Origin of the sequence: Stenotrophomonas sp. T8 (genome assembly GCF_051853085.1) — a bacterium.
Taxonomy (GTDB): Bacteria; Pseudomonadota; Gammaproteobacteria; order Xanthomonadales; family Xanthomonadaceae; genus Stenotrophomonas; species Stenotrophomonas sepilia.
This window is the reverse complement of sequence record NZ_CP195329.1, coordinates 911258-933438: the sequence shown is the minus strand read 5'-3', so window position 1 is coordinate 933438 and position 22181 is coordinate 911258. Positions and strand designations below refer to the sequence as shown.

Sequence of the window (22181 nt, the reverse complement as noted above, 5' to 3'; positions counted from 1 at the left end):
TCACAGAACAGAGACTGCCATGAACACCGAATCGCTCGCTGCATCCCTCTTCCAGCAGCTGCAGCAGGGCCAGGGCCTGCAGCAGGTGTCCCAGCAACTCGGCCTGGACAGCAGCCAGACCGCCCAGGCCGTCGGCAGCGCCCTGCCCCTGCTGCTCGGCGCGATGGGGCAGAACGCCAGTGAGCCGCAGGGCGCGCAGTCGCTGCTCAACGCGTTGCAGCGCGACCACAGCGGTGGCGGCGGTTTCGACCTGGGCGGGATCCTGGGCGCGGTGATGGGCGGGGGCGGCAGCGGCGCCACCGATGGCGCCGGCATCCTCGGCCACGTGTTCGGTGGCCAGCAACCGCAGGCGGCACAACTGCTCGGGCAGAAGACCGGTCTCGACAGCGGCACTTCGGGCAAGCTGCTGGCAATCCTCGCCCCCATCGTCATGTCCTTCCTGGCCCAGCGCTTCGCCCAGGGTGGCAACGCAGGCCAGCTGAGCCAGGCATTGGGCCAGGAAACGCAGCAGTCCGGCGGCATCGGCAACCTGCTCGGCGGCGTCCTGGACCAGGACGGCGACGGCCAGTTCGGAGCCAGTGACTTGATGAAGCTGGGCGCGGGTCTGCTGAAGCGTTGATCGGACACGACCGTCCTAGTCGGACGGCTCCATAGTTCACCACTATCGCATCGGTTGAATCAATCGAATTTACCCATTGGTAGGCGCCACCTATCGTGGTCAGGCCTCCCCCGATTCCACCTTTCGCCAGTCCACAGGTAGAGACCCATGAAAAGCGAAGCGAAGTGCCCGTTCAACCATGCCGTCGTCGGCGACGCGACGACCAACCGCGACTGGTGGCCGAACCAGTTGCGCGTGGACCTGCTCAACCAGCATTCGGCGCGCTCCAATCCGCTCGATGCCGGCTTCGATTACGCCAAGGCCTTCAAGGGGCTGGACTACGCCGCGCTGAAGGCGGACCTGAAGGCGCTGATGACCGATTCGCAGGACTGGTGGCCGGCCGACTTCGGGCACTACGGTGGCCTGTTCATCCGCATGGCCTGGCACAGTGCCGGCACCTATCGCATCGGCGACGGCCGCGGCGGCGGCGGTCGTGGCCAGCAGCGCTTCGCACCGCTCAACAGCTGGCCGGACAATGTCAGCCTGGACAAGGCCCGGCGCCTGCTGTGGCCGATCAAGCAGAAGTACGGCCAGGCCATTTCCTGGGCCGACCTGCTCATCCTCACCGGTAACGTCGCGCTGGAATCGATGGGGTTCAAGACCCTGGGCTTTGCCGGCGGCCGCCCCGATACCTGGGAGCCGGACCAGGATGTGTACTGGGGCCGCGAAACCACCTGGCTGGGCGGTGACGTGCGCTACAAGCATGGCTCGGAAGGCGTTGAAGAGAACCATGGCGTGCTCGTATCCGATGACGATGCCGACGGCGACGTGCACTCGCGCACGCTGGAAAACCCGCTGGCCGCAGTGCAGATGGGCCTGATCTACGTCAATCCGGAGGGGCCGGATGGCAACCCGGATCCGGTGCTGGCCGCGCATGACATCCGCGATACGTTCGGCCGCATGGCCATGGACGACGAGGAAACCGTCGCGCTTATCGCCGGCGGCCACAGCTTCGGCAAAACCCACGGTGCCGGCCCGGCCGACAACGTCGGCAAGGAACCGGAAGCCGCCGGGCTGGAAAACCAGGGCCTGGGCTGGGCCAGCAGCTTCCGCAGCGGCAAGGGCGGCGACGCCATCACCAGCGGCCTGGAAGTGACCTGGACGCGCACCCCGGCGCAGTGGAGCCACGATTTCTTCGAAATCCTGTTCGGCAACGAATGGGAGCTGAGCAAGAGCCCGGCCGGTGCCCACCAGTGGGTGGCCAAGAACGCCGAAGCGGTGATTCCCGACGCGCACGACCCGTCGAAGAAGCACCGCCCCACCATGCTCACCACCGACCTGTCGCTGCGCATGGATCCGGCCTACGAGAAGATCTCGCGCCGGTTCCTCGCCGAGCCCCAGGCCTTCGCCGATGCCTTCGCCCGCGCCTGGTTCAAGCTGACCCACCGCGACATGGGCCCGCGCGCACGTTACCTCGGCCCGGAAATTCCGGCCGAACAGTTCATCTGGCAGGACCCGCTGCCGGAAGCACAGCACCCGCTGATCGACGCCAAGGACATCGCCGCGCTGAAGCAGCAGATCGCCGCAGCGGGCCTGAGCGTCGCCGAGCTGGTGTCCACCGCATGGGCGTCGGCTTCGACCTTCCGTGGTTCGGACAAGCGCGGCGGCGCCAACGGTGCGCGCATCCGCCTGGCGCCGCAGAAGGACTGGGAGGTGAACCAGCCGCAGCAGCTGGCCAAGGTGCTGGCCGCGCTGGAAAAGGTGCAGGCCAGCTTCAATGCCGGCGGCAAGCACGTGTCACTGGCCGACCTGATCGTGCTGGCCGGTGGCGTAGGTGTCGAACAGGCGGCCAAGGCCGGTGGCCATGAGGTCAGCGTGCCGTTCACCCCGGGCCGTACCGATGCCAGCCAGGAACAGACCGACGTCGAATCGTTCGCGGTGCTCGAGCCGGTCGCCGATGGCTTCCGCAATTACCTGAAGGGCGCCTACAGCGTGCCCGGGGAGGCGCTGCTGATCGACAAGGCGCAGCTGCTTACGCTGACCGCGCCGGAGATGACCGTGCTGGTCGGCGGCCTGCGCGTGCTCGGTGCCAATGCCGATGGTGGCAAGCACGGCGTGTTCACCACGCGCCCAGGCACGCTCAGCAACGACTTCTTCGTCAACCTGCTGGACATGGGTACGCAGTGGAAGGCCACCGGCCGCGAAAGCTACGAAGGCCGTGGCCGCACCGACGGCGCTGTGCGCTGGACCGGTACCCGCGCCGACCTGGTGTTCGGCTCAAACGCGGTGCTGCGCGCATTGGCCGAGGTCTATGCCAGCGCCGATGGCGAGAAGAAGTTCGTACAGGATTTCATCGCCGCCTGGACGCGGGTGATGGAACTGGACCGCTACGACCTGCACGGTTGAGGCGATCGGGGTAGTCGCCGGGCATGGCCCGGCGCTACCGGCGCGCTCCACCGGGTGCGAAGCGTCGGTTCGCATGCTCTCCGCAGCAGTACGCCATTTCGGCTGGCGTCCCGCAGCGCCTGGACGCAGGCACGGTCCGGCGAGCTCTCGTTGAAGCCGCTGCCACCGCGCTGCGGCGTATCCCGGAAGGTGATGTCGCCGGCGAACGCCGGGGCTGCGTCACAGCGCGTCGATGTCCCCCAGCGCGCGGATCAACCGGCGTGCGCGCTTGTCCGGCTTGTGCTCCGGCGGCTGGAACCCGTCACGCGCGGCGATGCGCAGCGCACGCTGTTCGGCACGACGTGCCTTGGAGGCCTCGCTCTCGGCATACAGCTGCTGCGCCGTCGCTGCGGGCCCGCGCTGATCGCTCAGGCCGAGCACCTGGACCTCGAAATGCTCTTCACCACGGTCGACCTGAAGCTGCTCGCCCACGCGCACCGCGCGTGAGGATTTCGGACGCTGCCCGGCAACGCTGACCTTGCCGGTCTCGATCGCCTGCTTGGCCAGGCTGCGGGTCTTGAAGAAACGGGCCGCCCACAACCAGATGTCCAGGCGGACACTGGGTGACAGCGGGGAAAGCTCGGGCATGGGGGCAGGCTACTCCAGTGGCTTGTTGAGGGGACGCGGGTTGTCCGGGTCGGCGCGGCAGCCGGTGCCGCCGATCAATGGCCGCATCCCGGAGGCCAGGTCCTGGCGCTGGCTGCCGACCAGGCACTCGGGACGGTCGGTTGGCCGGATCTGGGTATCACCCAGCCGGTCGTCCATCGAACATGCGGCCAATACAGCGCCGATCAAGGCCAGCGCCAACCTCCGCTCCACCTGCAGTCGTTGATGCATTGCCACATCCCGCAAACTGGCTTGGTGCTAGTGTGCGCCTCCCGGGATTCGATCACCACTCCATGGCCAAAGCGCCGCTTGACCTGACCTCCGGCCCGATCGGGCGCAATCTCCTGTTGTTCTCCCTGCCGATCCTGGCGGGCAACATCGCGCAGTCGCTGAACGGTTCGGTGAACGCGGTCTGGGTCGGGCGCTTCCTGGGCGAGGCGGCACTGACCGCCACCGCGAACGCCAACAACATCATGTTCTTCCTGATCGGCTCGGTGTTCGGTTTCGGCATGGCCTCCACCATCCTGATCGGCCAGGCGATCGGCGCGCGCGACATCGCGCAGGCGCGGCGCGTGGTCGGCACCAGCGCCACCTTCTTCATCGGCCTGTCGGTGATCATCGCCCTCGCCGGCTGGTTCATGGCCCATCCGCTGCTGGCGGCGATGGGCACGCCGGCCGCTTCGCTGCCATTGGCCGAGGCCTACCTGCAGATCATCTTCCTGGCGATGCCGACGCTGTACGCGTTCGCCTTCCTCACCGCCGCGCTGCGCGGTGCCGGTGATTCGCGCACGCCATTCCGTTTCCTGATGGTGTCGGTGGCGCTGGACATCGTGCTGAACCCGGTACTGATCTTCGGCATGGGGCCGTTCCCTGCGCTGGGTATCGCCGGCTCGGCGTGGGCCACGCTGGTCGCGCAGACGCTGTCGCTGGCCGGCCTGCTGCTGTACATGCGGCACAAGCGCCACACCCTGTGGCTGGGCCGCGCCGACATGCGCCTGTTCAAGCTCGACATGACCATCCTCAAGGCGCTGGTGGTCAAGGGCGTGCCGATGGGCCTGCAGATGGTGCTGATCTCGCTGTCGGTGATCCTGCTGATGACCATGGTCAACCAGTACGGGACCGACACCGGCGCGGGCTACGGCGCTGCCCTGCAACTGTGGAACTACCTGCAGATGCCAGCGATGGCGATCGGTGCAGCGTGCTCTTCGATGGCCGCACAGAACGTGGGGGCGCAGCGCTGGGACCGCGTGCGCGGCACCGCGCGCCAAGGCGTGCTGTTCAACTTCCTGCTGACCGGCGCGTTGATCCTGCCGCTGGTGGTGTTCGATCGCCAGCTGCTGGCGCTGTTCCTGCCACCGGCCAGCCAGGCGCTGGAGATCGCGCGCCACCTCAACCACGTAGTGATCGGCTCGTTCCTGTTCTTCGGCGTCAGCTTCGTGATCTCCGGCGTGGTGCGCTCCACCGGCGCGGTGATTCCGCCGCTGCTGATCCTGGCCGGCTCGCTGTGGGGCGTGCGCGTGCCGTTCGCCGAACTGCTGCAGCCTTACTGGGGCGCCGATGCGATCTGGTGGAGCTTCCCGGTCAGCTCGCTGGTGTCGATGCTGCTGTCGCTGGCGTATTACCGCTGGGGTGGCTGGCGCAAGGCGAAGATGATGGGCAAGCCCTCGCATGCCGAAGCGCTGGCCACGCCCTCGGAGATTCCCGCCTGCCCACCCTCGCCGGTGGCCGACCCGGATGCGGCACTGGAGCCAGCGCCGCCACGTTGAGGTGGGTGCGGACCGTTGGTCCGCACAGGCCTGTCAGCCGAGCATGGGCTCGGCTCTACAGAAGACGGTCAGCGCTTCTTCTTCGCCGCGTTGAACGTCGCCGCCGCGCGCAGCAGCGCCTTGAACGTAGCGGCATCCGGCATCGCGCCTTGATGGATATCGATCGCGCGCCGGGTGTTGCCGTCCAGGCTGGCATTGAACAGGCCCTTCGGGTCCGGCAGCGCCGCGCCGTGGGCGAAGGTCAGTTTCACCGCCTGCCTGTAGGTTTCGCCGGTGCACAGGATGCCGTCCTGCTCCCACACCGGCGTGCCGCGCCACTTCCAGGTCTCCTGCACGTCGGGCAGGGCTTCATGGATCAAGGCGCGCACGCGTGCCAGTGTTTCGCCGCGCCAGTCACCCAGTTCGGCGATGCGCGCGTCGATCAGTTCAGCGGCCGGTGTTCCGGCATCGGCAGGGTTCGGTGCATGCGTGACCATCAGCGGCTCTCGTCGGGAAGGGAATCGGAACGTCGGGGTTACATGCGCTCGCCGGGCAACGCGGCGGCCTGGCGCACCCAGTCGCGGAACTGCGTTTTATCCAACGGGGCATCTTCGAAGATGTGCAGGTAACGCGTATTGGCGCTCCTGGACGGCTCGGGCGGCACTGGCGCCAGTGCCGCGCCGCGGAAGAACGCCACCTTGATGTAGCGGGTGAAGCAATGGAAGCTGAGAAACCACCCTTCGCCCGGCGCAACCGCATACATCGGCGAGTTCCACTTCACCGCCTTGTGCACGCCAGGTACGGCCTGCTCGATCAATGCATCCAGTCGCGCGCCGATCGCACGTTTCCAGTCCGGCATGGCGGCGATGTATGCCTGCACCGGCGCATCGCCCTCGCCCTTGGCGATCTGCGGGTTGCCACCGGACAGCAGCGTGGGCGCAGTGGAAGGTGCGGTTCGCTTGGCAGGCATCGCACGGCACGGGCATCGGGATGAAGCTGCAGCCTAGCGCGGGCCCGCCGTGTGGTCACGGCGCAGTGCGCCATCGGCTCAGTCTGCCTGCCGTGCGCGGAACCGTCGCCAGTCCGGCAGCTTGCGGTGGCGGCGCAGCGAGCGCATCAGCGCCGCCATCACCATGCCGAACAGCACGCCAGCCGACAGGCCGGCCACCAGCAACAGCGCCAGCGGGCGCTCGCTGCCCTGCCACAGCATCAGCCACATCAGCGCGGTCCAGAACAGCCCGAACAGCAGGCCCTGCACCAACGCGTTGGTAGCAAATCCGGCCAGGATCGGCGGCGGCAGTGCAATGCCCAGGCGCCACAGCAGGCGATGCAGCAGCGGTGCCGACTGCACGCGCGCCAGCCCCTGGCCGTCCAGGAAGCGCAGCGCCGACTGGATCACGGCAGGATAGCGCGGGTTGATGTCGCTCATCACCTGATCGTGGCCGATGCGATGCCGGAAACGCAAACGGCCACCCGAAGGTGGCCGTCGCGGCAACAACCGAAGTTGTTTATCAGGCCTTGTCGGCCAGACGGGCAGCCTTGGCGGCAGCAGCGGCAGCCAGGTCTTCCTTGATGCGGGCAGCCTTGCCTTCCAGGCCACGCAGGTAGTACAGCTTGCCGGCGCGGACCTTACCACGACGCTTCACTTCGACCGAGTCGATGATGGCGCTGTGGGTCTGGAAAACGCGCTCGACGCCGTAGCCGTGCGAGATCTTGCGGACGGTGAACGAGGAGTTCAGGCCGGCATTCTTGGTGGCGATGACGACGCCTTCGTAGGCCTGCACGCGCTCGCGGCTGCCTTCCTTCACCTTCACGTTGACGACAACGGTGTCGCCCTGGCTGAACTTCGGCAGTTCACGGGTGATCTGGGCGGATTCGAATTCCGCGACGATGGACTTGTTCAGCTTGCTCATGGGTTACACCGATTCTTGTTCGGGTGGGCGTGTCATATCGACAACGTGGGCTCATGCAGTCACCGGACTGTGCTGCACGTTTGTTTTGGGTACTGCGCGCGCCAACCGGGGCTGGCGGGAATTGGCCATGATAGCCGATAAAGCCAGCCCTGCGCTAGGGGCTGGCCTTCTGGTTCCGGGCCTGGCGGCCCTGCTCCAGCAGTTTGCGGTCGGCCTTGCCCAGTGCCTGTTCATCCAGCAGGTCCGGGCGCCGCTGGGCGGTCCGGAGCAGCGACTGCTGGCGGCGCCAGGCGGCGATGGCAGCGTGGTTGCCCGAGCGCAGAACCTCCGGCACGTCCCCCAGCGGGTGCTGGGCCGGCTGGCTGTAATGCGGGCAGTCGAGCAGACCGAGGTCGCCCTCGAAGCTGTCCTGCGCCGCCGACTCCGCATCGTTCAGGGCACCGTCCTGCAGGCGGGCCACGGCGTCGATGATCACCGCCGCGCCCAGCTCGCCCCCGGACAGCACGTAGTCGCCGAGGGAGATTTCCTCGTCGACATTGGCCTCCAGGAAACGCTCGTCGATGCCCTCGTAGCGGCCACAGAGCAGGACCATGCGCGGCAGCGCCGCCAGTTCCCGCACCTTGGCCTGGGTCAACGGCGCGCCCTGCGGGCTGAGGTAGATCACCCGCGCCGGGGTGGGATCGGCCTCTCGGATCGCCTGCAGGCAGGCCTGCAGCGGCTCGATCAGCATCACCATGCCCGGGCCACCACCGAACGGACGGTCGTCCACCCGGCGGTAGTTGCCTTCGGCGTAATCACGGGGGTTCCAGCCATGCAGGCTGAACAGTCCCTTCTCCTGCGCGCGCCCGACCACGCCCAGTCCAGCGGACTGGGCGAGGAACTCGGGAAACAGGGTGATGACGTCGAAACGCATGCTCACACTCAGAACTCGGGGTCCCAGTCGACCACGATCAGGTTGGCCTCGAAATCGACGGATTTGACGAAGTCCGGCTGCACGAACGGAATCATCCGCTCGCGATCACCCCGGACCACCACCACGTCATTGGCGCCGGTGCTGAACAGATGCGAGACCTGGCCCAGGGCAACGCCCTCGGTGGTCTTCACATCCAGGCCTTCCAGGTCCACCCAGTAATACTCATCGGGCTTCGGCGGCGGCAGGGCACTGCGGGCCACGTAGATCTCGGTGCCGCGCATCGCTTCGACCACATCGCGATCCTCGACCCCGGGAAAACGGGCCACCAGGTGCTTGCCGCTGTCGCGGCCGCGTACACCCTCAACCGTGGTTTCCACGCCGGACGGGCTGCGCACGATCCACGGCTGGTAACGGAAAATGGCGGAACGAGGCTCGGTCCAGGACTCGAGCTTGATTTCGCCGCGCACACCAAAAGCGCCGACAACCCTGCCCAGCAGGATGCGGCGCTCGATATCTTTCATCTGCGTCAACCAAGAGGGCCACGCCGAAGCGTGGCCCGTCAGGATCAGGCCGCAGCGGCCTGGGACTTGGTCGCTTCCTTGATCAGGTTGCGGACCTTGTCGGTCGGCTGGGCGCCGTTCTTGACCCAATGGTCAACGCGGGCCAGGTCCAGCTCGATGCGCTTCTCGGCGCCCTGGGCGACCGGGTTGTAGAAGCCAACGCGCTCGATGTTGCGGCCGTCGCGCGCGCTGCGCACGTCGGTGACGATGATGTGGTAGAACGGACGCTTCTTGGCGCCGCCGCGGGTCAGTCGGATCTTGACCATGGTGTTTTTCCTATTGCCCAGTCGCCAGGATGGCGAGGTAAGCGGGCGATTATAGCGGCAGATCGCGGCCGGGCCAACCCCGGGGGGTCAGATCGCTTTTGTGCCGCAAAAGCGGGCTGACCCCAATCCCTGCCAGGCCACCGCCGCCAGCACCACCCTGCCCTGTTCAGCCAGCGCCTGCGAGCCGGGCAGGACATGCCCGTCAATGGCCTCCAGCGCCCACAGGCCGCTGGCGTTGCAGGCAAAAGCCGCCTTCACGCCGGCCAGATCGGCCAGCGGCAGCGGCTGAGTGACCTGAGGTCCCGGCCAATGCTGCTTCAGCAGTGCCTCGGCAGTCCCGCGCAGGGCCGGCGCCTGTGGCCAGAGCAGCCGCTCACCATCGTGCACGGCCAGGTTCCAGGTGCTGCCTTCACTCACGTCGCCATCGGCGGTGACAAACAGCGCATCGTCGAATCCGGCCGCCAGCGCCGCGCGGCGTTCGGCGAACAAACCAAACGTGCCGACGTGCTTGATCTGCGGCAGTTCACGCTGCCAGGCCACGCTGCGCACGCGCTTGGCGACGGTCAGCGTCACCGGCGCTGACACCGCCACCAGCACGTCCACCGGCACCGCCGCCAGCGGATTGCGGAAATCGAAGCGGCGCGAGTACACCGTCACCCGCAGCGAGGCATCGACCTGCCCTGACTGCTGCAATGCCTGCGCCATCCATGCCTGTACCTGCACCGTGTCCAGTTCGCTGCCGAACAGTTCGCGCGTAGCCTGTGACAGCCGCGCCAGATGCAGGTCCAGCCCCTGCACTGCACCACCACGCACCTGCAGCGAGGTGAAGTGGCCGTAATTCACCAGCGCCGGCAGGAGATCCTTCACCTGCGCCGCCCGGCCGTTGCAGCTCACCATCATGGCAGCAGTGCCTGCGCCTGTTCCCACATGCCGCGCAGCACGTCGGCGGCCGGCTGCGCCGGTGCCATCCACGCCGACTGCCCGGCCCAGGCCTGCATCGCTGCGAGACGATTGTCCTGCGCCGCCTGCCTGCGCATCGGGGCGGTCAGGCCGCGCTGCACCGGGTATGGACGCGGCGCGGGGGCGCCTTCTGCGGCAGCGGCGCGCACATAGGGCGTCGCCAGGCCACGGCCCAGGCGACCACTGAAGGCGCGGGTCGGCCAGGTATCTTCCGGTTCGCTGGCGGCCAGCCCATCGGCCCACGCCGAAGCGATCGCCGCTTCCGGCGTGCGCAGGAAGGCGGTGCCGATCTGCACCGCACTGGCACCCAAGGTGAGTGCGGCAGCGATGCCACGGCCATCGGCGATGCCGCCGGCGGCAATCACCGGAATCTGCAGCTGATCGGCCAGGCGCGGCAGCAGCGCAAACAGTCCCACCAGCTGGCGCTCGGCCATCGCCGGATCAAAGGAACCACGATGGCCGCCGGCCTCCGCGCCCTGCGCCACCACCGCGTCGGCGCCGGCGTCCTGTGCCGCGCGCGCTTCGGACAAGGTGGTGGCACAGGCGATCCAGGCGATGCCGGCGTCCTTCAACTGCTGCACGTGGCGCGGCAGCAACACGCCCATGATGGTCGAGGCCACCGCAGGACGCGCCGCCAGCAGTGCGGCGAACTGTTCTTCGAAGTCGGCCGGCGTGGCGTCGGCGGCGCTGGCCGGCACCTCCGGGCCCCATTGCGCGAGGAAGGCGCGGCTGGCGGCCTCGGCGGCAACGTCACGGGCAGGTACAGGGTCCGGCATCCACAGGTTCACCTGCGCCGGACCGCTGGAGGCTGCGCGGAAGTCATCCATCCAGCGACCGATATCGGCCGAAGAGGACAACACCGCGCCCATTGCGCCCATGCTGCCGGCGTTGGCCAGCGCAGCCGACAACGGTACCGGGCAGGCACCGGCCATCGGTGCCAGCAGGATCGGAACGGAAACGCCAAAGCGCCGGCAGAACGCCTCGGCGCGGGAAGCTACAGCGGAACTCTGCATGACGGCCCATCGTTTCGGACAGGCCCCCATGGTGCGCGCAGGACAGGGGAAGAGTCGAGCCTGCTGCCCGACGGCCTGCTGCGGCGCTTGTGCGCCGCCGCCCGAGCGTGGGCCCGGGCGCTACATCAGATTGCGGACGGGGCCGTCATCAACGGAACGGCATGCCGCGGCCGCCCATGGCGCCCATCATGCCCTTCATGCTGCGCAACATGCCCTTCATGCCACCGCCGGCCATCTTGCTCATCATCTTTTCCATCTGCATGTACTGCTTCATCAGCTTGTTGACGTCGGCCGGCGTCACGCCCGAGCCCTTGGCGATGCGCGCGCGGCGCGAGCCGTTGAGCAGGTTCGGATTGCGCCGTTCCTTCTTGGTCATCGAGCTGATGATGGCGATCATGCGCGGCACTTCCTTGCCCTGGCTGACCTGCTGCTTCAGATGGTCGGGGATGTTGCCCAGGCCCGGCAGCTTGTCCATCAGGCCGCCGATGCCGCCCATGTTCTGCATCTGCTCCAGCTGGTCACGCATGTCGTTCAGGTCGAATTTCTTGCCCTTGGCGACCTTCTCGGCCAGCTTGGCGGCCTTGTCCTTGTCGACCTGCTGCTCGACCTGCTCGACCAGCGACAGCACGTCGCCCATGTCGAGGATGCGGCTGGCGATACGGTCCGGGTGGAACACGTCCAGGCCTTCCGGCTTTTCACTGACACCGACGAACTTGATCGGCTTGCCGGTGATGTAGCGCACGCTCAGCGCGGCGCCGCCGCGGGCGTCACCGTCGGTCTTGGTCAGCACCACGCCGGTCAGCGGCAGGGCATCGCCGAAGGCCTTGGCGGTATTGGCCGCGTCCTGGCCGGTCATGGCGTCGACCACGAACAGCGTTTCGGCCGGATTCACCGCAGCGTGCAGGGCCTTGATCTCGGCCATCATCGCTTCGTCGATGGCCAGGCGGCCGGCGGTATCGACCAGCAGCACGTCGACGAACGACTTGCGTGCATCGTCGATGGCGGCGCGGACAATGGCTTCCGGCTTCTGGTCGGCACTGGACGGGAAGAACAGCACGCCGACCTGCTCGGCCAGGGTCTTCAGCTGTTCGATCGCGGCCGGACGGTAGACGTCGGCCGAGACCACCATCACCTTCTTCTTGCGCTTTTCCTTCAGGTGCTTGGCCAGCTTGCCCACGGTGGTGGTCTTGCCGGCGCCCTGCAGGCCCGCCATCAGGATGATGGCCGGAGCGGGCACATTGAGGTTCAGGTCGCTGGCTTCGGCGCCCATCACCGCAGTCAGCTCGTCGCGCACGACCTTGATCAGCGCCTGGCCCGGGGTCAGCGACTTCAGCACTTCCTGGCCGACCGCGCGCACCTTGATGCGCTCGATCAGGGCCTGCACCACCGGCAGCGCAACGTCGGCCTCGAGCAGCGCGATGCGCACTTCGCGGGTCGCCTCGCGGATGTTCTCCTCGGTCAGGCGGCCACGGCCACGCAGGCGCTCGATGGTGCCGGAAAGGCGCTGGGTCAGGGACTCGAACATGCGGCGCAACCTGTCTGAAAGCGGGGGACAATAAGGCAGGCAGTATAACGGGTCCGGCTGTCTCCCCGGACTGCGGCCACGGGGCCGTCGCCAGCATCACGGGGGTATGCGAAACTGCAACGATGACAATCGTTCTCATCGCCGTCCTGCTCTACCTGGCTGCCAGTGCCCTGCTGGTGCGCGCGCTTGGCCGCGATGAGACGACCGGCTCCCCCATCTGGCTGTGGCCGGCCCTGCCCGCCATGCTGCTGCACGGCGGCTACCACGTGATGGTGGCGATGCGCACCAACGGCGGGCCGGACATGCACTTCTTCGCCGCACTGTCGCTGGTCGGCCTGGGCATGGCCTGGCTGACGTCGCTGGTCGGCGCGCGCGGGCGGATGTCGGCGCTGGGCGTGGTGGTGTTCCCGCTGGCCGCCGTGCTGCTGCTGGCCTACCATGGTTACGGCCACGAACCGAGCAAGGTACTGGGCTGGCGCCTGGCCAGCCACGCCTGGCTGGCCCTGCTGGCCTACGCCACGCTGAGCATCGCCGCGTTGCTGGCGATCATGCTGTGGCTGCAGGAACGCGCGCTGCGCCGCCGCGAGTTCCGGCCTTGGCTGCGGGCACTGCCGCCGCTGGCCGACCTGGAATCACTGCTGTTCCGGGTGATCACCGTCGGCTTCGCGCTGCTGACCCTGACCCTGGTCACCGGGGTGCTGTTCGTCGACGACCTGCTGGCGCAGAAGCTGGTGCACAAGACCGTGCTGAGCGTGCTGTCGTGGATCGTGTTCGGCGTGCTGCTGATCGGCCGCCGGCGCTACGGCTGGCGCGGCATGAAGGCGGTGCACTGGACGCTGGCGGCGATGCTGTTGCTGCTGCTGGCCTTCTTCGGCAGCCAGTTCGTGATCGAACTGGTGTTCGGGCATTCGCGATAGGCGGTGTGCCGACCAACGGTCGGCACCCACCGGCGCTACCGTCAAGGCTGGGCCAGGATCTTCCGCACCGAACGACCACTGTTGGTGACGATGTCATCAACCTGCCAGCACCCCTGCCCGTGGCGCACCATCGGCAGGCGGGTCAGGTAGGCCTTCTTCCACACCGAATAGCGCATCTCGACCTGGCCGGCGGAGGCCGAAGCCTCCTTCCAGCTGTAGCGCACCGGGGTTTCGATGTCACCGTCCTGCGCATCCAGCCACGGATCCGAATCGATGGTGCAGATGCCCTCTTCGCGCTGCTGGCAGGCGCGCTCTCCACGCAGTGCCTTGCCGAAGGCAGGGCTGACCAGCGCCGGGGGTGGCTCCAGCAGATCACCATCGCCCGTCGTTGCCGCGTAGAAGGCGCGGGCCACCGCCTCTGGTTCCTGGCAGGCGGGTGACGCCTGCACGGCAGGGGCCAGCAGCAGCCCGGCGATCATCAACATCCCTGTCTTTCGCATGTATTTTTCCCTGAGGTAGTGCCGGCCGCTGGCCGGCAATACAGGATCTCCCGGTGCTGCCGGCCAGCGGCCGGCACTACCCGATATCCGGCCTACAACCCGTAACGCTCGATCACGTCCAGATGCGGCTGGCGATCCTGGTCACAGGCTTCAGCCAGGCGCAGCCAGCAATGCGGATGCGGCCACGTCGCGGTGTGCTGCTGCAGGAAGCGGTGCAGTGCCAGCGGTGCGTGGTCCTGCGGCTGGGCCACGGTGAACAGCAGGCCGGGCAGCGTACCCTCTTCCACATCGGGGTCGGTGACGGTGTAGTCCGGCCGGCTGTGTGACCACACCTTCCAGCCCTGTGCTTCGGCCGCCTCGACGAAGGCATTCCAGGCATCTTCGCCCGGGTGCGCGCCATCGATCATCCAGCTGCGGGCGAAGCCGCCGCGCTCCAGCACATGCACCTGCGCATAGGTCGGGATGAAATGCTCGCGTGCTTCCTCCTCCTCTGGTGCCGGATGCACCAGCGCGGCATCGAACACCACCCAGTCGCCCACCTGCTGGGCGCGGTTGGACGGCGCGTTCTCGACGATGCGCGCGGTCACCGGACCGCTGCGACGGGCGTAGTACTCCATCGGCTCGCCGTTTTCTTCACTGCGGATGATCACCCAGCCCCACGGCTCCTCTACCACGCCGTCCTGGCTGGACAATTCCATGCCAAGCGCCGCCGCCGAGCGGCGCACGGCGTCCCAGTCGCGCGCGGCGCTGGCTGCGCTCATGTGGTCCCAATGCGCGGCATTGGGCTCGTCCAGCAGCTCCACCAGCTGTGCATAACAGGCCTGGGCCTCGCTGAAACGGCCGGTTTCCATGTACATGCGCGCCAGCGTGCCGCGCGCGCCGTGCGAGCCCGGAGACAGCTCCAGAAGCGATCGGGCCGCCTGCTCCAGCGCCGGCCAGTCGGACACGCGGCGTGCACGCTGCACCTCGCACCAGTGCGCGAACACTGGCACGCTGCCGCGATACAGATCGGCCAGCTGGCGCAGTCCGTCGTCGTCGCCCTGTTCGGCCAGCCAGCGCATCAGCGTGTAGGCCGCGGGGCCATCGTGCTGCACATGGCCGCGTACGAACCGCCACAGCAGCGACCGCGCCTCGGCCTGCGCGCCGCAGGCATTCAGTGCCGAGGCGGCCATGTCGGCCAGCGCCTCGTCATCGGGTAGCTCGGCATGCGCCTGCAGCAACCACTGCGCTTCGCGCTCGGGATCGCGCGACTGGTTCTGTTCGCCCTGCGCGTCCAGCCATGCCAGCAGCTCGCCCGCCGGCACCGGCAGCGGCGCGACGTCCGGCAATGCCTCGATGCGCGCGGCCAGGCCGGCCACCAGCGCCGCGGCACCCCGATCCTGGCGCAGCTGCGCCAGATGGGTGCGGGCCAGTTCGAGCTGCCGCAGTGCGACCCAGCGCGCGCCACGCTGCAGGGCGAGTTCCAGGCTCAACGCCGCGACTTCGATCAGCAGGCGGTGCGAACCGACCCGTGCGAAGTGCTCGATGATGGTGTTGAAGCGCGTGCCCAGATCCCACGTATTGCGCGCGGGATCACGCTGGCACAGTGCTGCGGCGGTGTTTGCCCACAGCCGCCAGTAGTTCGGGGTCAGCTCGCTCCACGGCACCAGCTGCTGCAGCGCCTCTTCGTCGCGGCCAAGCTGGGCCAGCGCCCAGGCCTTGGACAAGCGACGCGGCACCGTGCAGTTGGCCGGCTCGTACTCTCCGGACGCAGCAACTTCGGCTTCCCGTTTTTCGATCAGCGCCAGTGCCTCATCGGCACGGCCCATGCCCAGCAGGATCTTGATCTGCATCTCCGGGAAGCTGTCGAACACTTCCTTGCCACAGGCTTCCACGGCATCGGCCTGCACCTGCAGGTAATCCAGCGCCGCCTGGCCACGGCCATCATCGAGCAGCGCATCGGCCTTCTCGCAGCTCAGGCACTGGAAACAGGCCCAGCTCGGATCGATGCGGCCAAGGGTTTCGTCGCAGACCTCGATGCGCTCGGGCACCCAGCCCGGGCCGTCGATGTTGCCGTAGCAAGCGGCCAGGTCCTGGGTCACGCAGATCGACTGCGGGCATTCCAGGGTGTCCTCGCGGTGCGCGCGCTCGAACAGCGCTACGGCTTCGCCGAGTGCGCTCTCGCCTTCCACGCGGTTGCCGACGCGGTTGCGCAGCGCCCAGTGGCCGACATAGACGTCAACCCACGGGTTGTCCAGTGCCTTGCCCAGGGCGCGTGCTTCGGGCAGCAGCGCATCGACGCGGTCGATCTGCAGTTCACTGACCTCGTCGGCGAGGCGGTTCAGCAGGTGCGCGTTCTGCGCCTGGCCGGCCTGGCGCAGGTCACCCTGCAGCTTTTCGACCCAGTTCCAGATGTCCATGGGGGTAATTGCTCCTGTCTAGCGAAGGCTGGATGAGAAGGTGCGGTGCTCAGCGCAGCATCTGCTGCAGGGCACCGGCGATATCGGTGAAGGCACCATTGAGATCCGGGCCCGGCGTAGCAGTCGCGCGTGCCAGCGGGCGGCCCTGCGCGGCGACGATGACTTTCAGCGAGCGCAGCAGGCGGGCTGCGGCCTCGGCCTGTGGGTGGCCCTCGCGCTGGGCGCGCAGCAGTGCCTGCACCGCCGGGTTGTCGAGATTGAGATACAGCCGCGACGGTGCGCGTGATTCGATGCGCGCGGTGAACTGTCGCGCCAGGCGCAGCGCGGCCATCGAGACGCGCTTGTCGTTCTCGTCGTCTTCCAGCCGTTGCTTCAGCTCGGCCTCGCGGTCGGGCACCACCACCACCGGCAGCGCCTCCGGGCTGAAACGTGCGGGCAGCAGCTGCTCGCCGTCGCCCAGCTGTTCGCGCAGCCACGCCAGCTGCGCCTCGTCGAGGCTGTCATCACTGCGGAACAGTGCGCGGTTGCCCTGCTCGGTGCCGAGCTCGACCAGGCGCAGGCCCTTGGCCTGGGCCCAGCGCCGCAGGAACGGCACCACCGCGTAGCGATGGCCATGCGCGACCGGTACGCCCATCGCGCGGAACAGCATCTCTTCAAAGCCACCGCCGTTGTCGAGGATGACATGCACGGCACCGCGCGCCGGCAGCGCACTGGCCGGCAGGTCGCCCTGCGAAGTCGGCACCCGCACATGCTCCATCAGCAGTTCGAACAGGCGGTCATCGCACAGTGCCGCACCCAGCAGCGCCTCGTTGTGGCGGGTCAGCACGCGCCGCCAGGCTTCCGGTTGCTGCTTCGCAACGTCGGCCAGGCCGTCGATCAGCGCCTCCAGCAGTGCATGCTGCACCGCGCGGTACTGGTCATCGCGCTGCAGGTCTTCGCGGCTGGCGGTGGGCGTCAACCGCGAGGATTCGATCACCCCGCCGATGAAACCGGCCCACGGCGGCAGCAGGTCGCGCGCGTCGTCATCCAGCAGCATCCCACGCACGAACACCGACAGGTTGCGGTTGTCGCTGGTGCCATAGGTGGCGCCGTCCTGCACCCACAGCAGGCCAGTGGCATCGCTGTTGCCATCGGCACGCAACGGCACGGTGACGATCGGTTCGAAATCGTGCTCGAACCGCGCGGCGAACTGCAGCGCCTGCCGGCGGGCCTGCACCGGATGCACGGCGACCTCCCCCTGGCCGCGCCACGGCGGCGGCTCGGGATTGAGCGCCTCGCCCGCAGCACCGATGAAGATCGGCTCGGACAGCAACGCGCAGTAGCGGCCCAGCACCTCATGCAGGCGCGCCTCGTTGGCCAGCGGCAGGAAGTCCGGATGCAGCTCCAGCTCCACCTCAGTGCCCACCGCGCGTGCAGGCACTTCGCTGACGGTGTATTGCTCGGCGTTGCTGGACACGTACAGATGGCCCAGATCCGGCGTCTGGTAAGAGGTGGTGCGCACGCTGACCCGGCGGGCCAGCACGAAGGCCGACAGGAAGCCGAGGCCGAACATGCCGATCAGCCCTTCATCGTCCTCTCCGCCCTGGCGCAGGCCACGGGTGTAGCCGACGCCGACGGTGGCCAGGTAATCGTGGATCTCCTGGCGGGTCAGGCCAGCACCGGTATCAGTGATGCGCAGCACGCCGGCACCGGCATCAACCTGCACCGAAATGCGCGAAGGCACGTCAACGCCGGGCTGCTCGATGCGGCGGCGGATGATCGAGTCATGCGCGTTCTGTACCAGCTCACGCAGCGCCACCACCGGGGTGGAATACAGGTGCTTGCCCAGCACCGTCATCAGTCCATTGAGATCGACCCCGGCACGACGGATCTCGGCGTTGGGGGTGGTGAGTGCGGTGTCCTGCATGTAATCGTTTACTCCTGGGCACGGAAAGACGCCAGAGGGCGACTTCGTCGAGCGGGAAAAACTAGCACAGTGAAGCTGACCGTTACTGCATTGGGCACTTGTAGAGCCGAGCCCATGCTCGGCTGCTGTTCGACCACCAGTCGAGCATGGCTCGACTCCACAGAAAGCAGCCGAGCGTGGGCTCGGCTCTACAGGGCTGGCATCACGCCGCGTCGATGGCCTCGGACAGGCGTTCCACCGCGATCACCTCCATGCCTTTCACCGAACCGCCCTTGGGCGCATTGGCCTTGGGCACGATGGCGCGCTTGAAGCCATGGGTGGCGGCCTCGCGCAGGCGGTCTTCGCCATTGGGCACCGGGCGGATCTCGCCGGACAGGCCCACCTCGCCGAAGGCGATGGTCTTCTCCGCCAGCGGCCGATCCTGCAGCGACGACAACACCGCCAGCAGCACCGGTAGATCGGCGGCGGTCTCCTGGACGCGGATGCCACCGACCACATTGACGAACACGTCCTGGTCGCCGACCAGTACACCGCCATGGCGATGCAGCACTGCCAGCAGCATCGCCAGGCGATTCTGCTCCAGGCCGACCGCGACACGGCGCGGGTTCGACAGCGGCGATGCGTCGACCAGCGCCTGTACCTCCACCAGCAGCGGCCGCGTGCCCTCGCGGGTGACCATCACGCAGCTGCCCGGCTGATGGGTGCTGCCGCCGGACAGGAAGATCGCCGAGGGGTTGGAGACCTCCTTCAGGCCCTTGTCGCCCATCGCGAACACACCCAGCTCGTTGACCGCACCGAAGCGGTTCTTGAACGCGCGCAACAGGCGGAAGCGGCTGCCGCTCTCGCCTTCGAAGTACAGCACCGCGTCCACCATGTGTTCCAGCACGCGCGGGCCGGCGATGCCGCCTTCCTTGGTCACATGGCCGACCAGGAACACGGCGGTGCCGGTTTCCTTGGCGCACCGCACCAGCCGCGCCGCGCTCTCGCGCACCTGGCTGACCGAACCGGGCGCAGCGGTCAGGCTCTCGGTCCACAGGGTCTGCACCGAATCGGCCACGATCAGCCGCGGCCCAGCCCTGGAGGCATGCTGCAGGATCGACTCGACCCCGGTCTCGGCCAGCGCATTGACGCCGTCCAGCGGCAGCTCCAGGCGATGCGCACGGCCAGCCACCTGCGCCAGTGACTCTTCGCCGGTGACGTACAGCACAGGCAGTTCAGCGGCCATCTTCGCCACCGCCTGCAGCAGCAGCGTCGACTTGCCGATGCCCGGGTCGCCGCCCACCAGCACCACCGCGCCTTCGACCAGGCCGCCGCCCAGCACACGGTCGAACTCGCCGATGCCGGTGGAGACCCGGCGATGCTCGGTCTGCTCCACATCCTTCAGCGCAGTGATCTTCGGCGGATCGATCTTGCCGGCCCAGCCCGCCCGGCGCGAGGCCGGCGCCTTGGCCGCCGCCGCGCTCTCCAGCACGATTTCCGACAACGAGTTCCAGGCGTTGCACTCGGTGCACTGGCCCTGCCACTTGCTGAATTCGGCGCCGCATTCATTGCAGACGTAGGCGGTGCGGGCTTTGGCCATCGGAGGATTTCCAGCAACGGGAACAGGCGTGGCAGGATAGCCGAGCCGGGTCGCAGCTGCTGCGACCGCTCAAGTCCTGCCCACCCGCGCCGATAGGGGTCGCGGGCGTGCGCCTTGCGGGCGCCCCCCTTCCTCCCCCACTGGATTCAACATGACTGGCAGTTACAGTCAGAGCCTGGTCATCATCTCCCTGCTGGTGGCCATTCTTGCTTCGTACACGGCGCTGGACATGGCCGGGCGCCTGGCCACCGCCGAGGGGCGCGTGGCGCGCTGGTGGCTGGCCGGAGGCGCGGCGGCCATGGGCCTGGGCATCTGGTCCATGCACTTCATCGGCATGCTCGCCTTCGACCTGCCGATCCCGGTGGGCTATGACCTCAGCATCACCCTGTACTCGCTGGCGGTCTCGATCGGTGCCTCGGCCTATGCGCTGTGGCTGGTATCGCGCCCCAGCCTGCCGTGGCGCCGGCTGCTGGCCGGGGCCGTGCTGATGGGCCTGGGCATCGCTACCATGCACTACCTGGGCATGGCTGCGATGCGCATGCAGCCCGGCATCGACTACCACCCGGGCTGGTTTGCCGCCTCCATCGCGGTGGCCATCGGTGCCGCTGGCGCCGCCCTGTGGATCGCCTTCCGCCTGCGCGCAGAGCAGCGCCACACCCTGCGCCTGCGCGCGCTCGCATCGCTGGTGATGGGCCTGGCCATCGTGGGCATGCATTACACCGGCATGGCGGCGGCGCGCTTCCCCGAAGGCAGCCTCTGTGGCGCCGTCGGCAGTGGCGGCATCGACACGCGCTGGCTGGCGGTGCTGGTGATCGTCACCACCGTGGCCACGCTGGGCATCGCCCTGGTGGCCTCGCTGTTCGACCGGCAGATGCGCGTGCGCACCGGGCTGCTGGCCGATTCGCTGGCGCACGCCAACGACAAGCTGATCCAGGCCGCGCTGCACGATCCCTTGACCCAGCTGCCCAACCGCATGCTGCTGCAGGACCGCATCGAGCAGGCCATCGAGAAGGCGCGGCGCCGCAATCATGCGGTGGCGGTGATGTTCTGCGACCTGGATGGCTTCAAGGCGGTCAATGATGCCTATGGTCATCAGCTTGGCGACCGCCTGCTGGTGGCGGTGGCACAGCGCATCGGCGGCCTGCTGCGCCCGCAGGACACGTTCGCCCGCCTCGGCGGCGACGAGTTCGTGATCGTGCTGGCCATCGACATTCCCGACGATGCGGTCGTGGTGGCCGAGCGCATCATTGCCGCCGCCGGTGAGCCGTTCACGCTGGATGCGGCCGAACTGCAGGTCAGCGCGAGCCTGGGCATCGCCCTGTACCCGGATGATGCCAGCAACGAGCGCGAGCTGATGGCGCACGCCGATGCGGCGATGTACCACACCAAGGAAACCGGGCGGAACGGCTATACCTTCTTCACGCCCTCGATGCAGCTCAGTGCCAATCGCCAGTTGCGCCTGCTGCAGGACCTGCGCAAGGCCATCGCCCGCAACGAACTGATCCTGCATTACCAGCCCAAATTTCCGGCCGCGGGCGCACCGGCCACCGGCGCCGAGGCGCTGCTGCGCTGGCAGCACCCGGAGCTGGGGCTGCTGGCGCCGGATGTGTTCATTCCGATCGCCGAACGCAGCGGCCTGATCCTGCCGATCGGTGACTGGGTACTGGACCAGGCCTGCGCGCAACTGCGGGAATGGCACGATGCCGGGCATGCGGAATGGACAATGGCGGTGAACCTGTCGCCGCTGCAGTTCGCCTCGCCGGCACTGCTGGACAGCGTGCGCGAGGTGCTGGAGCGGCACCGGATCGAACCGGCACGGCTGACCCTGGAGATCACCGAGACCACGGCGATGAAGGACGTCGATGCCAGCTTGGCGATCCTCAGCGACCTGACCGCAATGGGCGTGCACATCGCCATCGATGATTTCGGTACCGGCTACTCCAGCCTGCTGTACCTCAAGCGGATGCCAGCCACCGAACTGAAGATCGACCGTGCGTTCGTGCACGACCTGGAACGCAATGACGAGGACGCCGCCATCGTCTCATCGATCATCGCGCTGGGCCGCACCCTGCAGCTGCAGGTGGTGGCCGAAGGCGTGGAGACCCAGGCGCAGCGCGAGTACCTGAGCGAGCTCGGCTGCGACCAGCTGCAGGGCTACCATCTGGGCCGGCCGATGGAGGCCGAAGAGTTCCTGCGCCGGGTGGGATGAGGCGAGCGTCTCCTCCACGCACGGGATGGAACCACGGGTAGAGCCGGCCGCTGGCCGGCGTCCCGCAATTGCCGGCCAGCGGCCGGCACTACCGGACAACGGAAAACCAGAAAGGCCGCCCGGGGGC

21 protein-coding genes are annotated in these 22181 nt (G+C 67.8%); 5 read left to right on the top strand and 16 right to left on the bottom strand.

What is annotated here, in order from left to right:
• Window positions 1-19: 19 nt before the first annotated feature.
• Together ACSDHM_RS04435 and katG are read left to right on the top strand one after the other, a co-directional pair.
• Window positions 20-619, top strand: coding sequence for a DUF937 domain-containing protein (locus tag ACSDHM_RS04435; RefSeq protein ID WP_061479156.1), 600 nt, complete (start codon window positions 20-22; stop codon window positions 617-619).
• Between the two features lie 147 nt (window positions 620-766).
• On the top strand, window positions 767-3004 hold the full coding sequence (gene katG / locus ACSDHM_RS04430) for a catalase/peroxidase HPI (protein ID WP_439426687.1): 2238 nt from the start codon (window positions 767-769) through the stop codon (window positions 3002-3004).
• 219 nt (window positions 3005-3223) lie between these two features.
• Here katG and ACSDHM_RS04425 read toward each other — a convergent pair whose 3' ends face one another.
• On the bottom strand, window positions 3224-3631 hold the full coding sequence (locus ACSDHM_RS04425; RefSeq protein ID WP_005415742.1) for an RNA-binding S4 domain-containing protein: 408 nt from the start codon (window positions 3629-3631) through the stop codon (window positions 3224-3226).
• 9 nt (window positions 3632-3640) lie between these two features.
• Window positions 3641-3880, bottom strand: a complete 240-nt coding sequence (locus ACSDHM_RS04420) for a hypothetical protein (protein WP_439426686.1) — start codon at window positions 3878-3880, stop codon at window positions 3641-3643.
• A gap of 62 nt (window positions 3881-3942) precedes the next feature.
• On the opposite strand from ACSDHM_RS04420, the gene ACSDHM_RS04415 reads away from it, so the two are divergent.
• On the top strand, window positions 3943-5415 hold the full coding sequence (locus tag ACSDHM_RS04415) for an MATE family efflux transporter (protein ID WP_151355313.1): 1473 nt from the start codon (window positions 3943-3945) through the stop codon (window positions 5413-5415).
• Between the two features lie 68 nt (window positions 5416-5483).
• On the opposite strand, the gene ACSDHM_RS04410 is transcribed toward ACSDHM_RS04415, so the two are convergent.
• From ACSDHM_RS04410 to ffh, 10 genes are all read right to left on the bottom strand, one after another.
• Complete coding sequence (locus ACSDHM_RS04410) at window positions 5484-5891, bottom strand: DUF1801 domain-containing protein (RefSeq protein ID WP_072166882.1); 408 nt, start codon at window positions 5889-5891, stop codon at window positions 5484-5486.
• A 38-nt stretch (window positions 5892-5929) separates the two neighbouring features.
• Window positions 5930-6364 carry a DUF1801 domain-containing protein gene (locus ACSDHM_RS04405; protein ID WP_227836634.1) on the bottom strand — a complete coding sequence of 145 codons (435 nt, stop codon included), beginning with the start codon at window positions 6362-6364 and terminating at the stop codon, window positions 5930-5932.
• Between the two features lie 78 nt (window positions 6365-6442).
• Window positions 6443-6823 carry a DUF6404 family protein gene (locus ACSDHM_RS04400; RefSeq protein ID WP_072166884.1) on the bottom strand — a complete coding sequence of 127 codons (381 nt, stop codon included), beginning with the start codon at window positions 6821-6823 and terminating at the stop codon, window positions 6443-6445.
• Between the two features lie 82 nt (window positions 6824-6905).
• A complete protein-coding gene (rplS, locus tag ACSDHM_RS04395; protein ID WP_005415736.1) occupies window positions 6906-7307 on the bottom strand; it encodes a 50S ribosomal protein L19 in 402 nt (133 codons plus the stop codon).
• A 154-nt stretch (window positions 7308-7461) separates the two neighbouring features.
• Window positions 7462-8220 (bottom strand): tRNA (guanosine(37)-N1)-methyltransferase TrmD, encoded by a 759-nt coding sequence (gene trmD, locus ACSDHM_RS04390; RefSeq protein WP_005415735.1) that lies wholly within the window; start codon window positions 8218-8220, stop codon window positions 7462-7464.
• An 8-nt stretch (window positions 8221-8228) separates the two neighbouring features.
• Window positions 8229-8741: a ribosome maturation factor RimM gene (gene rimM / locus ACSDHM_RS04385; RefSeq protein WP_005415734.1), complete on the bottom strand. Its 513-nt coding sequence runs from the start codon at window positions 8739-8741 to the stop codon at window positions 8229-8231.
• A 44-nt stretch (window positions 8742-8785) separates the two neighbouring features.
• On the bottom strand, window positions 8786-9046 hold the full coding sequence (gene rpsP, locus ACSDHM_RS04380) for a 30S ribosomal protein S16 (protein WP_005415733.1): 261 nt from the start codon (window positions 9044-9046) through the stop codon (window positions 8786-8788).
• Window positions 9047-9133: 87 nt separating this feature from the next.
• Complete coding sequence (locus tag ACSDHM_RS04375) at window positions 9134-9946, bottom strand: aminotransferase class IV family protein (RefSeq protein WP_072166885.1); 813 nt, start codon at window positions 9944-9946, stop codon at window positions 9134-9136.
• The gene (locus tag ACSDHM_RS04370) at window positions 9943-11019 is read right to left on the bottom strand and encodes an NAD(P)H-dependent flavin oxidoreductase (RefSeq protein WP_072166886.1); all 1077 of its coding nucleotides are present in this window, start codon (window positions 11017-11019) and stop codon (window positions 9943-9945) included. The genes ACSDHM_RS04375 and ACSDHM_RS04370 overlap by 4 nt, the downstream gene beginning before the upstream one ends.
• 148 nt (window positions 11020-11167) lie before the next feature.
• Window positions 11168-12544: a signal recognition particle protein gene (ffh, locus tag ACSDHM_RS04365; protein ID WP_005408591.1), complete on the bottom strand. Its 1377-nt coding sequence runs from the start codon at window positions 12542-12544 to the stop codon at window positions 11168-11170.
• Between the two features lie 122 nt (window positions 12545-12666).
• Between ffh and ACSDHM_RS04360 the strand changes: the two genes are divergently transcribed.
• Window positions 12667-13461 (top strand): cytochrome C assembly family protein, encoded by a 795-nt coding sequence (locus ACSDHM_RS04360; protein WP_005415730.1) that lies wholly within the window; start codon window positions 12667-12669, stop codon window positions 13459-13461.
• Window positions 13462-13502: 41 nt separating this feature from the next.
• Here ACSDHM_RS04360 and ACSDHM_RS04355 read toward each other — a convergent pair whose 3' ends face one another.
• The 4 genes from ACSDHM_RS04355 to radA form a co-directional block, all read right to left on the bottom strand.
• Window positions 13503-13961, bottom strand: a complete 459-nt coding sequence (locus ACSDHM_RS04355) for a hypothetical protein (RefSeq protein ID WP_088496956.1) — start codon at window positions 13959-13961, stop codon at window positions 13503-13505.
• 92 nt (window positions 13962-14053) lie between these two features.
• On the bottom strand, window positions 14054-16360 hold the full coding sequence (locus ACSDHM_RS04350; protein ID WP_065178089.1) for a tetratricopeptide repeat protein: 2307 nt from the start codon (window positions 16358-16360) through the stop codon (window positions 14054-14056).
• Between the two features lie 49 nt (window positions 16361-16409).
• The gene (locus tag ACSDHM_RS04345) at window positions 16410-18266 is read right to left on the bottom strand and encodes an ATP-binding protein (RefSeq protein ID WP_088496954.1); all 1857 of its coding nucleotides are present in this window, start codon (window positions 18264-18266) and stop codon (window positions 16410-16412) included.
• Between the two features lie 202 nt (window positions 18267-18468).
• Window positions 18469-19845, bottom strand: a complete 1377-nt coding sequence (radA, locus tag ACSDHM_RS04340) for a DNA repair protein RadA (RefSeq protein ID WP_439426685.1) — start codon at window positions 19843-19845, stop codon at window positions 18469-18471.
• Window positions 19846-19996: 151 nt separating this feature from the next.
• Here radA and ACSDHM_RS04335 point away from each other — a divergent pair, with 151 nt between their 5' ends.
• Window positions 19997-22054, top strand: coding sequence for a putative bifunctional diguanylate cyclase/phosphodiesterase (locus ACSDHM_RS04335; RefSeq protein ID WP_252745493.1), 2058 nt, complete (start codon window positions 19997-19999; stop codon window positions 22052-22054).
• Window positions 22055-22181: the final 127 nt, after the last annotated feature.